Genomic DNA, 14,686 nt, shown 5'->3' on the forward strand with positions numbered 1-14,686 from the left:
GTTCCCGGTATGTGCGCCGCCCTGTGACAGGCTGCGCGATTGCGAACGACATTTGCCGCCCTAACCAGTGATCCGATGATTCCCGGTCTTCTTAAAAAAGTATTTGGCAGCCGCAACCAGCGGCTCATCAAGCAGTACCAGAAAACCGTCGCGGCGATTAACGCCCTCGAGCCGCAGATCGCCCAACTCAGCGATGAGCAACTGCGCGGCAAGACTGAGGAATTCAAGCAACGCATTGCCCAGGGGGCGACCGTAGATTCGTTGCTCGTCGAAGCCTTTGCAGTGTGCCGCGAAGCCGGCAAGCGCGTTCTCAAGATGCGCCACTTCGACGTTCAGTTGATTGGCGGCATGGTGCTGCACTTCGGCAAAATCGCCGAAATGCGCACGGGCGAAGGCAAGACGCTCGTCGCGACGCTGCCCGCCTATCTGAATGCGCTGTCGGGCAAGGGCGTGCATGTGGTGACCGTCAACGATTACCTGGCGCAGCGCGACGCCGAGTGGATGGCGCGTCTGTACAACTTCCTGGGCCTGTCGGTGGGTATCAACCTGTCGCAGATGCCGCACGATCAGAAGCAGGCGGCCTACGCGGCAGACATTACGTACGGCACGAACAACGAGTTCGGCTTCGACTACCTGCGCGACAACATGGTCTACGAGACCGAGCAGCGGGTGCAGCGCACGCTGAACTACGCCATCGTGGACGAAGTGGACTCGATCCTGATCGACGAAGCGCGTACGCCGCTCATCATCTCCGGTCAGGCCGAAGATCACACCGAACTGTACGTGAAGATGGATCGCCTGCCGGCGATGCTCGAGCGTCAGATCGGCGAAGAGAAGTCCGATGGCACGGGCGTCGAAGTGCCGGGCGACTACACGCTCGACGAGAAGGCGCGTCAGGTGTTCCTGACCGAGCGAGGTCACGAGAAGGCCGAGCAACTGCTTGCCGAGTGGGGCATGATCGCCGAGGGCGACAGTCTCTACGCGCCGCAGAACATCACGCTCATGCACCATGTGTACGCCGCACTGCGCGCGCACACGCTGTTCCACAAGGACCAGCACTACGTGGTGCAGAACGACGAGATCGTCATCGTCGACGAATTTACCGGCCGTCTGATGGCCGGGCGCCGCTGGTCGGAAGGTCTGCATCAGGCGGTGGAAGCGAAGGAGCGGGTCTCGATTCAGCACGAGAACCAGACGCTCGCTTCGATCACGTTCCAGAACTACTTCCGCATGTACGCCAAGCTCTCGGGCATGACGGGTACGGCAGATACGGAAGCGTTCGAATTCAACGAAATCTACCGTCTCGAGACGGTGGTGATCCCGACGAACCGTCCCCCCAAGCGGATCGACCGTCAGGATCAGATCTACAAGACGGCCAAAGAGAAGTACGACGCCGTCATCAAGGACATTCGCGATTGCGTGGAGCGTGGCCAGCCGGTGCTGGTGGGCACGACGTCGATCGAAACGTCCGAGTATCTCTCGCAACTGCTCACGCGTGAAAAGTTGCCGCATCAGGTGCTCAACGCCAAGCAGCATGAGCGCGAAGCCGAGATCGTGGCGCAGGCGGGCCGTCCGGGCGTGATTACCATCGCCACGAACATGGCCGGTCGCGGTACCGACATCGTGCTGGGCGGTAACGTTGAGAAGCAGTCGAGCTTCATTGAGGCGGATGCCGCACTGTCCGACGACGAGAAGGCTGCGCGCATCAAGCAATTGCAAGATGAATGGCAAGGCTTGCACGAGCAGGTGAAGGCCGCTGGCGGTCTGCACATCATCGGCACCGAGCGCCACGAATCGCGTCGTATCGACAATCAGTTGCGCGGCCGCTCAGGCCGTCAGGGCGATCCGGGTTCGTCGCGCTTCTATCTCTCGCTGGAAGATCCGCTGCTGCGTATTTTCGCGGGCGACCGTGTGCGCGCGATCATGGATCGTTTGAAGATGCCGGAAGGCGAAGCCATCGAGGCGGGCATCGTTACGCGCTCGATCGAGTCGGCCCAACGCAAGGTGGAAGCCCGCAACTTCGACGTGCGTAAGCAACTGCTCGAGTACGACGACGTTGCCAACGATCAGCGTAAGGTGATCTATCAGCAGCGTAACGAATTGCTCGAAGCGAAAGACGTCTCGGAAACCATCGCGGGCATGCGTCAAAGTGTGTTCGAAGATCTGGTGCGCACCTATGTGCCGGCCGGTACCGTCGAAGAACAGTGGGACCTGAAGGGGCTGGAGACGGCGCTGCGCGAAGAGTGGCAGCTCGACCTGCCGTTGCAGTCGCGCATCGAAGGCGCCGACGAGATCGACGACGAGGACATCCTCAAGGAAGTGATGGACGCGGCCGAGGCCTCGTACAACGCCAAGGTCGAACTGGTGGGCCGCGAGTCGTTCTCGGGCTTCGAGCGCTCGGTCATGCTGCAGAGCGTGGATTCGAACTGGCGTGAGCATCTGGCGGCGCTGGATCACCTGCGTCAGGGGATTCATCTGCGCGGTTATGCGCAGAAGAATCCGAAGCAGGAGTACAAGCGCGAGGCGTTCGAACTGTTCGCCCAGTTGCTCGAAACCATCAAGCTGGAAGTCACGCGTGTCATCATGAACGTGCGTATCCAGTCGCAGGAAGAGCTTGAGCAGGCAACCGAGTCGCTCGAAGACAACGCTGGCGGTCTGGTCAACATCGAGTTCAAGCACGACGAACTCGAGACCGTGGGCGGCGAAGGCGAGATTGACGAAGACGCCGGTCGTCCTGTGGTCGCTGCACTCGCTCATGCGGCGGGTGCGGCAGCCGCGCTCGACGGTGAGTTGTTGCCGAAGGTCGGCCGCAACGATCCGTGCCCGTGCGGCAGTGGCAAGAAATTCAAGCACTGCCACGGCAAACTGTCTTAAGATGTGAACCGATCGACGCGGCGCCGACTCAATCGGCGCCGCGTCGTTTGTAGCGCCGGTTTTTCAACCGGCCGCACCGATCAACCGCCGCCCCGGCGGAGTGTCGTGCCGACATCGTCTGGGCGGGAGCTGCAACCCTTACCTCTCGCGGGCGAACCCTCATGGCCGTCAATTTCCCCTCGATCGAAGCCTCCCAACTGCGCGCCGTTCCCGGCGTCGAACTGGGCTGGGCCGAAGCCAATATCCGTAAGCCGAACCGTAAGGACGTGCTAGTCATGCGACTGGCTGCCGGTAGCACGGTCTCCGGCGTTTTCACGACGAACCGCTTTTGCGCCGCGCCGGTGACGGTATGTAAAGAGCATCTGGCCGCACACGCAGGCATTCGCGCGCTGATCGTCAACACGGGGAACGCCAACGCCGGTACCGGCGAGCCGGGCATGGCCGCCACGCGTACAACATGCACCGCGCTCGCCGAGCTGCTGTCCGTCGCACCGAACCAGATTCTGCCGTTCTCGACGGGGGTGATTCTCGAACCGTTGCCGGTCGATCGTCTGGTGGCGGGCATGCCGCAGGCAATTGCCAATCTGGCGCCCGCACATTGGTACGAGGCGGCGCAATCGATCATGACGACCGACACGTTGCCGAAGGCTGCGTCGCGCGAGGTCATCATCGATGGCAAGTCCATTGTGCTGACCGGTATCAGCAAGGGCGCCGGCATGATCAAGCCGAACATGGCGACCATGCTCGGCTTCGTCGGCACCAATGCGCGCGTGTCGCAGCCGGTGCTCGACGCGCTCGTGAAATACGTTGCCGACCGTTCGTTCAACGCCATCACGATCGATGGCGATACGTCCACCAACGACTCGTTCATCGTTGTGGCCACGGGCCAAACCGATCTGCCGGAAATCGCCAGCACGGATACGCCGGCATTTGCCGCACTCCGCGACGCTTTGCTGTCGATCTCGCAAGCGTTGGCGAAGCTCATCGTGCGCGACGGCGAAGGGGCGACCAAGTTCATCACTGTGAAGGTCGAGGGTGGCCGCGATGTGGCGGAGTGCCGTCAGATCGCCTACGCCATCGGTCATTCGCCGCTGGTGAAGACGGCGTTTTACGCGTCCGATCCCAATCTGGGCCGTATCCTGGCCGCGATCGGTTACGCGGGCGTGAATGATCTCGACGTGAGCAAAGTTGACCTCTATCTGGACGACGTCATGGTCGCGCGCGCCGGCGGCCGCAATGCCGACTACCGTGAGGAGGACGGTCAGCGTGTGATGAAGCAAAGCGAGATCACGGTACGTGTGGTGCTTGGGCGTGGCGACGCGGCCACGACCTTGTGGACGTGCGACCTCTCGCACGACTACGTGAGCATCAACGCGGATTACCGTTCCTGAGCCCTGACGCGATGGCCGCACGCTTCCCACCAGGGGCAGGGGCCATCGGCGCAGAGGGCCGGTGCCGGACCGGCATCGGTCACGCGCCGGAAGACGTCGCCGACGATGGCGGTCCGTCACCGGCAGGTGGCAAAAGCACCGTGGCGCATAGCGAAGGGAAACCACAACACGACGAAGTATCGACACGAGCGCCCGTGAGCGGCGCGGGGATTTCGAAGCATGGATAAGCTGGAACAGTTCCTTACGCGCGCGGAAGGCGTGCTGGCCCGGTTGGAGGCGATGCTGCCGCCTGCCGCACCCGAGATCGACTGGAACGCCGCCATGGCGTTTCGCTGGCGCAAGAGGCAGGGGCGCGGCTTCCTGCAGCCGGTCGCGCATGTGTCTGAGATTACGCTGGACGATCTGCAAAACATCGAGCGCCAGAAGGGTTTGATCGAGCAGAACACGCGTCAGTTCGTGCGTGGCGAGCCTGCCAACAACGTGTTGCTCACCGGCGCACGTGGCACGGGCAAGTCGTCGCTCATCAAGGCGTGCCTGAACCAATATGCCTCGGAAGGCCTGCGCCTGATCGAAGTCGATAAGGACGATCTTGTCGATCTCGGCGATATCGTCGACCTGATTTCGCGGCGTCCGGAGCGTTTTGTCGTATTTTGCGACGATCTGTCGTTCGAAGACGGCGAGTCAGGCTACAAGGCGCTGAAAGTTGCGCTCGATGGTTCGGTCGCTGCGCAGTCCGACAATGTACTGATCTATGCCACGTCGAACCGTCGGCATCTATTGCCCGAGTACATGAAGGACAACGAAAGCTATCGCCACACCGAAGACGGTGAGATTCACCCGGGTGAAGTGATCGAAGAGAAAATCTCGCTGTCCGAGCGCTTCGGGCTGTGGGTGAGCTTCTACCCCTTCAAGCAGGACGACTACCTGACGATCGTTAGTCACTGGTTGCAGCACTTCGGCGTGCCGGCCGACCAGACTGAGAATGCCCGTCACGAGGCGCTGATCTGGGCGCTCGAGCGCGGTTCGCGCTCCGGTCGTGTGGCATTTCAGTTTGCCCGCGACTGGGCGGGCAAACTGCGTGGTGCGTCGCACGCATCGTAACAACCCTCTGGCAAGCGAGGTGTTCGGGCAACGAGGCCGCGCGTGGATCGTTTGCCCGATCAGGAAATTTCGCAGGCATTGTGCACTGATATGACAGACTCGAAACGATATGCGCCTGATGGGCGGCCGGTCACGGAAGTGGCGGTGGGCGTGATGGTGCGCCCGGATGGCGCGGTACTTCTCGGACAGCGTCCCGCAGGTAAGCCATATGCGGGTTACTGGGAATTCCCGGGCGGCAAGCTCGAGGCGGGTGAGTCGGTGGCCGCAGCGCTGGCGCGCGAACTGCACGAGGAGCTTGGGGTGACGGTAGAGCGTTGCGCGCCGTGGCGCGTGCTCGAACACGATTACCCGCATGCGTATGTGCGCCTGCATTTTTGCAAAGTGACGGCATGGCAGGGCGAGCCGCACGGTAAGGAAGGTCAGGCGCTGGCGTGGGAGCATTCGCCGGTCAGTGTTGAGCCGCTGCTGCCGGCGGCGCTGCCGCCGTTGACGTGGCTTGCCGAGGAGTTGGCCGCGAAATCGTAGCCACCGTAGTCGTCGTAACGACGGGCGGGGCGGCTACCGGCGAGGCGATGGCCAGTTCCGCTTGGCAATGAAAAAAGGCATCCGGAGGGATGCCTTTTTTATTGCGCTCAACGGGCACACCTTACGGGTGTCTGCCCCGATGTCGCCGGAAAGCCCGAACGCTCGAAAGCCGGGCTCAACGCTCCGTCGGATCTAGCGGCGCGTCTTGCGAGGGATCGTCTGGCGATTCGGCGGGGATCGTGTACTTCTCTGCGGCCCAGGCCCCCATGTCGATTTGCTTGCAGCGTTCCGAGCAGAATGGGCGGAATTTCGCCTGAGGTCCCCAGACCACTTTTTTGCCGCAGGTCGGGCAGTTGATGACCGTCGTCATGAAGTTACAGATTGCAGAGCGTCAGCAGGAATGGCACATCGCTGTCGACCGGGCGCGGCTTCAGATCGCCGTCTTGCGTCGTGAAGCGTACCCACAGCATGTACTTGTTGGCGCTGGCCTCGGGAATGACACGCAGATCGGTGGCAACGCGCACCTGCATGAGCTGGTAGACGCGCCCGGTCAGCATCTGCTGATAGCTGCCTTGCTGCGCCATCGCCTTGCTGGCGTGACCTGACTCGCGGGCGAGACCCAGCACGATGCCGATGGCGTCGCGCAGCGGCATCAGCGGGCCGATCCATTTGTCGATGTCGTGGCGGCGTTGTTCGGCATCGTTGTGACGCCACGCGTAATACGACGGCAGGTCGAAGCGGCATGTACCACCCGGGATCACCGAGCGGCTGCGAATGCTTGCGAGCCATTCGTTGTCGTTCAGGTGCTGGCCAGGTTTGCCGGGAATCTGGTTAAGGTTCGCAATGGCCAGTTCGACTTCGCCGATGAACTGCTCGAGCGCGTCGGATGCGATATCGGGATTGCCACGATAGGTGTGGAGCGTCTGACGTTGCCGGTCGAGCTCCTTGACCAGATCGTTCTTCAGGTCGGTGCGCCCGGCAATGTCGGCAATCTCGAACATCGTGATCAGCGCCGCATGGTGATCGAGCGGCTGATCCTGTCCGACGAAAAATGCAAAGCGCCCGAACAGCTCTTCTAGCCGAAGCAGCGTGCGAATGCGTTCGTTGAGCGGATATTCGTACAGGATCAAGCGCGTTGGCCCAAAAGTTGGCGCTTTTCAGCGTAATGGCGACATTCTAATGCGGGAATCTGTCGGGGTGCAACGCGAGTGGGCGCTCAATCGAGGCCGGTGTGCGTGAGCGACGCAGGAAACACGCTCGCCAATGCCGGTCAATTGCCCTGCGCCTGCGCCGCGAGCTTCAGATAAGCGGCATGTAATCGGTCGACCTGCGGCGCTAGCGGCGCGTGCTGAACATCGTTGTCGATGACGTCGTCGGCCGCGCTCAGCCGTTGTGCGCGAGTGGCCTGCCGCGCCATGATCGCCTGCACCTGCTCACGAGTGAAGTGGTTTCGGGACATCACTCGTGCGATTTGCGTTTCCTCGGCGCAATCGACAACGAGTACCCGCTGCACCCGTTGACGCCACGTACCCGACTCCACCAGCAGCGGTACGACGAAAATCAGATAGGGCCCTTCCGCCTCGGCGGCGGCACGCTCGCACTCCGTGCGTATCAACGGATGGGTAATGGCCTCCAAACGCGTTTTTGCCAGGTTGTCCCCGAAGACCGCTTCGCGCATGCGCGCACGGTCGAGCGAGCCGTCCGGGGCGACAAAGGTGTCGCCGAACTCGCGCCGGATCGCCGGCATGGCGGCACCGCCGGGCGCCGTGATGGCGTGTGCGATGGCATCGGTATCGATAATCGTGATGCCGTGGGTGGCGAACAGATTGGCGATAGTCGTTTTGCCGCTGCCAATACCGCCGGTCAGACCGATGGCGTAAGTCATGGAGTCCCTCCGATCCAGATCATCAGACCGTTGCCGCCGAACAGCGTGGCGATGCCTGCCGCTGCGAGAAAAGCGCCGAACGGGAACATTTGGTCGCTGCGCAGGCGTCCGGCGATCCACGCAGTGCCCGCCACGATGATCGCGAGCAGGCAGGCGAGCGTCAGAATCTGTACCAACGCTGTCCACCCGAACCATGCCCCCAGCGCAGCATAGAGCTTGAAGTCGCCGAAGCCCATGCCTTCTCGACGGCGCAGCCACCAGTACACCCAATACAGTGCCCAAAGACTCATGTAGCCTGCGGCGGCGCCAATGACTGCGGCAGGCAACGCGGCGAACCAGTGACCGAGGTTGCAGAGCAGCCCGGCCCAGAGCAGGGGTAGCGTCAGAATGTCGGGCAGAAGTTGCGTGTCGTAGTCGATGTAAGCGAGTGCGAGCAGTGTCCAGACAAGACCAAGCGCACCGATGCTCTGCCAGGTGGGGCCGAAGCGCCAACCGACGGCGACGCTGAGCACGCCGCTTAATAGCGATAGCTGCCAGCGACGTGACGGCGCGGCATCCAGCAACGGGATGTGTGACGATGCCAGGGAGCCTACCCGCGCGATCGCGGCAGATGGCGGGGGCGCCTGATGCGAGGCGGAATGAAGTGGCGACGCGTCCGTCGCTTCGGCGGCCTGCATCTCTTCGAGCCAGGCCTGCTCGACGGCGACCGGTACCCGGCGCACCACGACGTCGAGACCGAGCCCGGCGACGACACCCAGCACTGCGAACAGCAAGAGGCGCCAGTGCGGTTCCAGTTGCGCCAGCCAGTCGACCAGAAGCAGCTCTGCGTAACCGTTCATGCGACACCGTATCCGAGTTGGAACATCGGCAGGTACATGGCGAGGACCATGCCGCCGATCAGCAGGCCAAGAAACGTAATCATCATGGGTTCCAGCGTCGCGCAGGCACTGACCAGCGCATGCGAGGCCTCTTCGTCGAGCAGGCCGGCGGCCTGGTTGAGCATGCGCCCGAGTGTACCCGATTCCTCTCCGATCACGGTCAGTTGTGCGATCACCAGCGGCCAGTGTGCGTGAGCCTCGAGCGAGGTGGCGAGCCGCTCGCCTCGGGCGACGGCCCGATGCACGTCGTGCGCTGCCTGCTGCATGACGAGATTGCCACACGCGCTCGCGGCGGCGTCCATCGCATCGGGGAGCGGGACGCCTGCGCTCAGCAAAGTGCCAAGGGTTCTTGCCCACCGCGCGGCGCTCGTCATGCGCAGAATCCGGCCAACGCCTGGCAGTCGCAATAACAGGCGATCCCGAAGCCGCCGTATTCGCGTGCTGCGCCGCCACGCGGCAGTCATGACCAATCCCGACGTGCCAACGCCGGCCAACAGCCACGGCCCGTGGGTCAACGAGGCGCGCGACACGTCGATCAGCCACCGGGTGACGGGCGGTAACGGCACGCCGCCACCGGCGGCGCTGGCGAACAGACGCTCGAACTCCGGGATCACCCAATGCAGCAGCGCGATCACGACGGTCACGGCTACGCTCAGCACGGTCAATGGATAGGCAAGCGCACGCTGAAGCTTCTCTTTCACGCTTCGTGTGTGATCGTACTGCGCACTCAGGCGCGCTAGCGTCGGGCCAAGTTGACCGCTCAACTCGCCCGCCGCGATCAACTGACAGTCGACGCTGCTGAATCGGCCGCAGGCTCGCGCCATGGCCTGGGCTAACGGATGCCCCAGCGCAACATCCGATCCTACGGCGGAGGCCAGCCGTTTGAGCCCTCGTGTGTGGGCACCGCGTGCGAGCACGTCGAGTGCGGCCGTGAGCGGCACACCTGCGCCCAGCAGTGTGGAGAGGCGCCGGACGAAATCGGTGGCGTCTGCCGATGCGACACGCCCGGCCGGGGTATGTCTGCGCCCCGGATTCAGGTGTGTAATCTTCAGGCGCTGGCTGCGAAGCATCGATCTCGCGGCCGCTTCGCCGGGCGCGATTAATTCTCCCCGCCGGTGTTGCCCATCGGCATCAATCCCGCGCCATTGCCACCGGCGAGATTGGGTCATGGACGACAACCCTTCAGGCAGGCGTTGTCGCATCGACATCCTCCTGACTCACGGTGCCGGCTGCGGCATGCCAGAGCCCCGCGTCGCGCAGCGTCATTACCCCTTCGCTTTGCGCTTGTGCGGCCAATTCGTGCGGGCTGCGGGCTTGCGCGATATTGATCGCCTGCGTCGCGCTGATCGGCATCACCTGAAAGGCGGCAATGCGTCCGGCAAAACCGGTGCCGTGGCAACGCATACAGCGATGTCTCGACGGTGCGGTGTCTTCTGGCGCGGTATCGGGTTCGCAGCCTGCCGGGCAGCGGCGGCGGAGCAATCGCTGCGCGCTGATGACCAATAGCGTCGACGAAAGATTGAACGGTGCAACACCGAGGTCGAATAGACGAGCGAGCGTGCTGGGGGCGTCGTTCGCGTGGACCGTTGCGAAGACCAGATGTCCGGTCTGTGCTGCTTGTACGGCAATTTCGGCGGTTTGCGGATCGCGGATTTCGCCAACGACGAGTACGTCCGGGTCTTGCCGCAGAAACGCACGCAAGGCGGTCGCAAAGTCGAGCCCGGCGCGTTCGTTGAGATTGACCTGAGTAATGCCCGGCAATCGTATTTCGACCGGATCTTCGATGGTGACGATATTGCGCGACGTGTCGTTGAGACGTCGCAAGCAACTATAGAGCGAGACCGTCTTGCCGCTCCCTGTCGGGCCAGTGAGCAAGACCATGCCGTGCGGCTGAGCGATCGCGCGTGCGAGCGCAAGATACTGCGTCGGTGTGTACCCCAGACCTTCCAGCGAGAGCGGGACCTTTGCGCCGTCGAGCAACCGCACGACGAGCTTTTCGCCATGCAGCGTTGGCAGTGCGCTAACGCGGCACTCGACCGGCTCGCCCGCTTCGCGCCACACCATGCGTCCGTCCTGCGGCAGACGCTTTTGCGCAATGTCCAGATTGGCGAGCACCTTGAGACGCGAGACGAGCATGTCGCGCCACGCCATCGGCACGTCGCGGTGCTCTTGCAGACGGCCATCGATGCGCAGCCGAATGCGAAAGCGTTGTGCCATCGGCTCGAAGTGCATGTCGGATGCCCCGGCGCGAATGGCTTCGCCCAGCATCTGCTCAAGGAATTGCAACGGTGTGCCGGCGTCGTGTGGCGCACGTGGCTTGCCCGCGGCCGGTACGCGTTCGCGGCTATCGGCTGGGGGCGCAGCGTCGGGGGATTCGGAGGCGGGGTCGGCGTCGGGAAATGTCATGACAGGGTTTGGCGAGGACTGGGTGAAGCTTCAGTCTCGTCAAAACCCTGGGGCGACTCAATCGGAATTGCCCGAAAAATGGGGGATGTAACGCGCAGTGAACGGTGCCGGGCTCAATCGTGCGACGACGATCGTGTGATCGGTTTGAACAGGCGCACCATCTTGATGGCCTGGTTATCGATCTGCACGATTTCCATGCGAACGCCGCTGATTTCCATGCTGATGGCTGCTTCGGGAATTTCGCGCAACACTTCGAGGATCAGGCCGTTGAGCGTCTTGGGTCCATCGGTTGGCAGATGCAGATTCAACCGGCGGTTCAGATCGCGAAGTCCTACGCCGCCGCTAACCAGACAGTCGTCGTTTGCTGTCCAGCCGGAGCGGCTGCCTCCCGCACCCGGCACACTCGTTGTGAACTCGCCGATGAGTTCTTCGATGATGTCTTCTGTGGTGACCAGCCCTTCAACTTCGCCGTATTCGTTGACGACCAGCCCAACGCGACGGTGGTTCTCCTGGAAGTATTGCAACTGGCGTAGCGCCGGGGTGTCGCTCGGGATGAAGTACGGCTCGACGAGCAACGCACGCAACGTGTCGACCGTGAGGTTTTCGGGGTGGCGCAGTGCGGCTAGCGTGCGGCGTACCGGGAGAATGCCGACGACGCGATCGATATCGCCGTCGTAGACAGGCAGCTTATTGTGATAGCACGTCTCAAGTTGCGTGAGGATCGTGTCGAGCGGTGCCGAGATGTCGAGCGCTTCGATGCGCGCGCGCGGCACCATCACGTCGTCGATGGTGATGTTCTCGAGATCGAGCAGATTGAGTAGCACGCTGCGTGGTTTGGTCGGCATATAGTTGCCGGCCTCGAGCACGATGGTGCGCAATTCTTCCGTAGTGAGGCGTGCTTCGCTTGCCGCGCGGCGCGTATCGATGCGCAGCACGCGCAGCATGCCGCGCACGAAGCCGTTGAGGACCCACACGAGCGGCGTGGCCACGGTCACGATCGGCTTGAGCAACGTGCTGGCGGGGAGTGCGATGCGCTCGGGGTAGGTCGCGCCAACGATCTTCGGCGCGATCTCGGCAAAGATGATGATGAGCAATGCAATGAGTGCCGTCGCGACCGACAGTGTGACGGCGTCGTTGCCGAAATAGCGCACGGCAATCGATGTGGTGAGTACCGGCACGACGGTATTGATGACGTTATTGCCGACGAGAATTGTCGAGAGCAGCGCTTCTGTGCGGGAGAGCAGACCCTGTGTTCCCCTGGCGCCGTGAACGTTCATCCGCACCAGATGCTTCAGGCGATGGCGATTGAGTGCCATCATGCTCGTCTCGGAAATGGAAAAGAATCCCGAGCAGATAATCAGGAGGGCGACGGCGCAAATCTGCGCCCATAAGGGTAAGGCTTCCAAGCGTTTTTGTGCGCGAAGGGCGCGTGGGGTGGCAATGAGTTGCCACTATAGCAGAGGGGATAGGGGGATCGCCGTGCGGTCCGGGGCGGGCCATTGTGTCGGACCGAATGGGATGGACTGCAAGATATTCGATTGCTCTGTCCGACAGGCACTGCGCTGTACGAAACACATCGGCACAACGAATGCGACAGACATAAAAAAACCGCCGGACGCGTCCGGCGGTTTTTTTGCTTTGCTTGAGAGCAAAGTAAATCCTGGTCGGGGTGAGAGGATTCGAACCTCCGGCCTCTACGTCCCGAACGTAGCGCTCTACCAGGCTAAGCTACACCCCGCTTCGATACTGCTGCTTCACCGTTAAGTGCGTCGCGCTATCGAGTAAGAACATAATTCTAGCAGGCTATTTTTATATTGGGAAGAGGGGAGTGCAGAAATTGTTTGTGCTGCTGCATCCGCCTCTTCTTTCGCGCGTGCCAACGTGTAGTCGAGCGCACCCGTGCGCGTGATTGCCGCGAGAATCGGTTCGAACTTGTCGGTGCCGCCATTCTCGATGGCTTCGCGCACGAGCGCACGTTCTTCATCTGTGCCGTGTTGCAGCACATGAATGAGCGGCAGCGTCGGCTTGCCTTCGCGCAGATCGTCGCCCGCGTTCTTGCCCATCGCGTCGGTGTCGCCTGCGTAGTCGAGCCAATCGTCCATCAACTGAAACGCGGTGCCCAGGCGGCCGCCATATTCCCGCACGGCGGCTTCGGTCTGCGCGTCGGCGTTGGCGAGTACGGCAGCGAGCTGGGTAGCTGCCTCGAAGAGCGTGGCCGTCTTGTATTGGATGACTTGCAGATAGCGGGCTTCATCGACGTCCGGGTCGTGCATGTTCAGCAACTGCAGCACCTCGCCTTCGGCGATCACATTGGTCGCGCGCGCAAGAATCTGCATCACACGCATGTTGTCCACGTTCACCATCATTTCGAAGGAGCGCGAATAAAGGAAGTCGCCGACCAGCACCGACGCCGCATTGCCGAACAGCGCATTGGCGGTCTGTTTGCCGCGGCGCAGGTCGGACTCGTCGACGACGTCGTCGTGAAGCAGTGTGGAGGTGTGAATGAACTCGATGACCGCTGCCAGTTCGAAGCGGTGCGGAGAACTTACGCCAAGCGCCCCGGCGACGAGCAGCAACAACGCGGGGCGCAGGCGTTTGCCCCCCGAATTGATGATGTACTCCGAGATCTGATTGATCAGGACCACCTCGGAGGCCAGCCGGTGGCGGATAAGCTGGTCGACGGCACGCATGTCGTCGGCGATGGCGGCCAGTACGTTCTGGGGAGAAGTCGAAGCAGTCAAGACAGGGCTCGGGTGAGGAAAAATTCGCCCCAAATTATATAGTGCGCGCGGGGACTTTCGGGGGCCAGCCCCGCGGAATGGCTGGATTCATGGAAGTCTTTGACTCAAAAGGAGAAAGTCTGTATAATTCCCGGTTTTCGTGCGCGTATTCGTTGCGTCAGGTCCGAAAATACCTCGGTATGACGGTCCTCAGCGGTGCGATCGGCCGGTAAGTCGAGTCCTTTCGGGACCCTCGGCCTGCACGGAAAATTCTCTTGTTTATGAGTGAGGTTCAACAATGTACGCGGTCATAAAAACCGGCGGTAAGCAATATAAAGTTGCTGCTGGCGAAAAGCTCAAAGTAGAACAGATACCGGCTGACATTGGCGCTGAAATCACCATCGACCAGGTTCTCGCCGTTGGCGAGGGCGAATCGATTAAGTTCGGTGCGCCGTTGGTCAGTGGGGCTTCCGTCAAGGCTACCGTTATCGCCCAAGGTCGTCACCCCAAGGTGAAGATTTTCAAGATGCGCCGTCGCAAGCACTACCAAAAGCGTCAAGGCCATCGCCAAAACTACACCGAGCTGCGTATCGACAGCATCAACGGCTAATCGATCGAGCTAGGTAAGGAGTTAAGTCATGGCACACAAAAAAGCAGGCGGATCGTCCCGTAACGGCCGCGATTCTGAGTCGAAGCGCCTCGGCGTGAAGGTGTACGGCGGTCAGGCAATCCTGGCTGGCGGCATCATCGTTCGCCAACGCGGTACTCGTATGCATGCCGGCGAGAACGTCGGTATCGGTAAGGACCACACGCTGTTTGCACTGGCCGACGGTCACGTGCAATTCGCCGTCAAGGGCGCAGCGAAGAAGCAAGTGGTTAGCGTGGTGCCGGCAGCGTAAGCTAAGC

The 14,686-nt window shown here is 61.9% G+C and carries 14 protein-coding genes and 1 tRNA gene; 6 read left to right on the top strand and 9 right to left on the bottom strand.

All coding sequences use genetic code 11. From position 1 onward, the window contains the following. Window positions 1–75: 75 nt before the first annotated feature. The 4 genes from secA to AT395_RS03250 all read left to right on the top strand — a co-directional run bounded on the left by secA (window position 76) and on the right by AT395_RS03250 (window position 5,891). Window positions 76–2,874 carry a preprotein translocase subunit SecA gene (gene secA / locus AT395_RS03235; RefSeq protein WP_048628051.1) on the top strand — a complete coding sequence of 933 codons (2,799 nt, stop codon included), beginning with the start codon at window positions 76–78 and terminating at the stop codon, window positions 2,872–2,874. Window positions 2,875–3,035: 161 nt separating this feature from the next. After that, on the top strand, window positions 3,036–4,265 hold the full coding sequence (gene argJ, locus AT395_RS03240) for a bifunctional glutamate N-acetyltransferase/amino-acid acetyltransferase ArgJ (protein ID WP_048628050.1): 1,230 nt from the start codon (window positions 3,036–3,038) through the stop codon (window positions 4,263–4,265). Window positions 4,266–4,484: 219 nt separating this feature from the next. Further along, window positions 4,485–5,366 carry an ATP-binding protein gene (locus tag AT395_RS03245; RefSeq protein WP_048628049.1) on the top strand — a complete coding sequence of 294 codons (882 nt, stop codon included), beginning with the start codon at window positions 4,485–4,487 and terminating at the stop codon, window positions 5,364–5,366. 90 nt (window positions 5,367–5,456) lie between these two features. Beyond that, on the top strand, window positions 5,457–5,891 hold the full coding sequence (locus AT395_RS03250) for an NUDIX domain-containing protein (protein WP_042113160.1): 435 nt from the start codon (window positions 5,457–5,459) through the stop codon (window positions 5,889–5,891). A gap of 175 nt (window positions 5,892–6,066) precedes the next feature. Here the strand turns inward: AT395_RS03250 and yacG are convergent, their stop codons facing one another. The 9 genes from yacG to AT395_RS03295 all read right to left on the bottom strand — a co-directional run bounded on the left by yacG (window position 6,067) and on the right by AT395_RS03295 (window position 13,750). Then, entirely contained in the window at window positions 6,067–6,261 is a 195-nt protein-coding gene (gene yacG / locus AT395_RS03255; protein WP_039374927.1) for a DNA gyrase inhibitor YacG, read from the bottom strand. 4 nt (window positions 6,262–6,265) lie between these two features. Continuing rightward, window positions 6,266–7,021, bottom strand: coding sequence for a cell division protein ZapD (gene zapD, locus AT395_RS03260; RefSeq protein ID WP_042113158.1), 756 nt, complete (start codon window positions 7,019–7,021; stop codon window positions 6,266–6,268). A gap of 140 nt (window positions 7,022–7,161) precedes the next feature. After that, entirely contained in the window at window positions 7,162–7,776 is a 615-nt protein-coding gene (coaE, locus tag AT395_RS03265; RefSeq protein WP_042113157.1) for a dephospho-CoA kinase, read from the bottom strand. Beyond that, window positions 7,773–8,615, bottom strand: a complete 843-nt coding sequence (locus AT395_RS03270; RefSeq protein WP_048628048.1) for a prepilin peptidase — start codon at window positions 8,613–8,615, stop codon at window positions 7,773–7,775. The genes coaE and AT395_RS03270 overlap by 4 nt, the downstream gene beginning before the upstream one ends. Next, window positions 8,612–9,724 carry a type II secretion system F family protein gene (locus tag AT395_RS03275; protein ID WP_048628047.1) on the bottom strand — a complete coding sequence of 371 codons (1,113 nt, stop codon included), beginning with the start codon at window positions 9,722–9,724 and terminating at the stop codon, window positions 8,612–8,614. The genes AT395_RS03270 and AT395_RS03275 overlap by 4 nt, the downstream gene beginning before the upstream one ends. 112 nt (window positions 9,725–9,836) lie before the next feature. Further along, window positions 9,837–11,060, bottom strand: a complete 1,224-nt coding sequence (locus AT395_RS03280; RefSeq protein ID WP_048628046.1) for a GspE/PulE family protein — start codon at window positions 11,058–11,060, stop codon at window positions 9,837–9,839. Between the two features lie 113 nt (window positions 11,061–11,173). Then, window positions 11,174–12,466 carry an HlyC/CorC family transporter gene (locus tag AT395_RS03285; protein WP_072632761.1) on the bottom strand — a complete coding sequence of 431 codons (1,293 nt, stop codon included), beginning with the start codon at window positions 12,464–12,466 and terminating at the stop codon, window positions 11,174–11,176. Between the two features lie 255 nt (window positions 12,467–12,721). Further along, window positions 12,722–12,798, bottom strand: a tRNA-Pro gene (locus AT395_RS03290). Window positions 12,799–12,820: 22 nt separating this feature from the next. After that, window positions 12,821–13,750: a polyprenyl synthetase family protein gene (locus tag AT395_RS03295; RefSeq protein ID WP_224787495.1), complete on the bottom strand. Its 930-nt coding sequence runs from the start codon at window positions 13,748–13,750 to the stop codon at window positions 12,821–12,823. Window positions 13,751–14,078: 328 nt separating this feature from the next. Here AT395_RS03295 and rplU point away from each other — a divergent pair, with 328 nt between their 5' ends. Next, the gene (gene rplU / locus AT395_RS03300) at window positions 14,079–14,390 is read left to right on the top strand and encodes a 50S ribosomal protein L21 (protein ID WP_010803930.1); all 312 of its coding nucleotides are present in this window, start codon (window positions 14,079–14,081) and stop codon (window positions 14,388–14,390) included. A gap of 28 nt (window positions 14,391–14,418) precedes the next feature. Then, window positions 14,419–14,679: a 50S ribosomal protein L27 gene (gene rpmA / locus AT395_RS03305; RefSeq protein ID WP_010803931.1), complete on the top strand. Its 261-nt coding sequence runs from the start codon at window positions 14,419–14,421 to the stop codon at window positions 14,677–14,679. The last annotated feature ends 7 nt before the right edge of the window (window positions 14,680–14,686 follow it).

It is taken from the genome of Pandoraea apista (assembly GCF_001465595.2).
GTDB classification, from domain to species: Bacteria; Pseudomonadota; Gammaproteobacteria; order Burkholderiales; family Burkholderiaceae; genus Pandoraea; species Pandoraea apista.

Excerpts from the sequence above, each read along its gene's own strand:
- AT395_RS03280 (WP_048628046.1), bottom strand. The coding sequence starts at position 11,060 with ATGACATTTCCCGACGCCGACCCCGCCTCCGAATCCCCCGACGCTGCG.
- AT395_RS03270 (WP_048628048.1), bottom strand. The coding sequence starts at position 8,615 with ATGAACGGTTACGCAGAGCTGCTTCTGGTCGACTGGCTGGCGCAACTG.
- argJ (WP_048628050.1), top strand. The coding sequence starts at position 3,036 with ATGGCCGTCAATTTCCCCTCGATCGAAGCCTCCCAACTGCGCGCCGTT.
- coaE (WP_042113157.1), bottom strand. The coding sequence starts at position 7,776 with ATGACTTACGCCATCGGTCTGACCGGCGGTATTGGCAGCGGCAAAACG.
- rplU (WP_010803930.1), top strand. The coding sequence starts at position 14,079 with ATGTACGCGGTCATAAAAACCGGCGGTAAGCAATATAAAGTTGCTGCT.
- AT395_RS03245 (WP_048628049.1), top strand. The coding sequence starts at position 4,485 with ATGGATAAGCTGGAACAGTTCCTTACGCGCGCGGAAGGCGTGCTGGCC.
- AT395_RS03295 (WP_224787495.1), bottom strand. The coding sequence starts at position 13,750 with ATGCGTGCCGTCGACCAGCTTATCCGCCACCGGCTGGCCTCCGAGGTG.
- AT395_RS03250 (WP_042113160.1), top strand. The coding sequence starts at position 5,457 with ATGACAGACTCGAAACGATATGCGCCTGATGGGCGGCCGGTCACGGAA.
- AT395_RS03275 (WP_048628047.1), bottom strand. The coding sequence starts at position 9,724 with ATGCTTCGCAGCCAGCGCCTGAAGATTACACACCTGAATCCGGGGCGC.
- yacG (WP_039374927.1), bottom strand. The coding sequence starts at position 6,261 with ATGACGACGGTCATCAACTGCCCGACCTGCGGCAAAAAAGTGGTCTGG.
- secA (WP_048628051.1), top strand. The coding sequence starts at position 76 with ATGATTCCCGGTCTTCTTAAAAAAGTATTTGGCAGCCGCAACCAGCGG.
- rpmA (WP_010803931.1), top strand. The coding sequence starts at position 14,419 with ATGGCACACAAAAAAGCAGGCGGATCGTCCCGTAACGGCCGCGATTCT.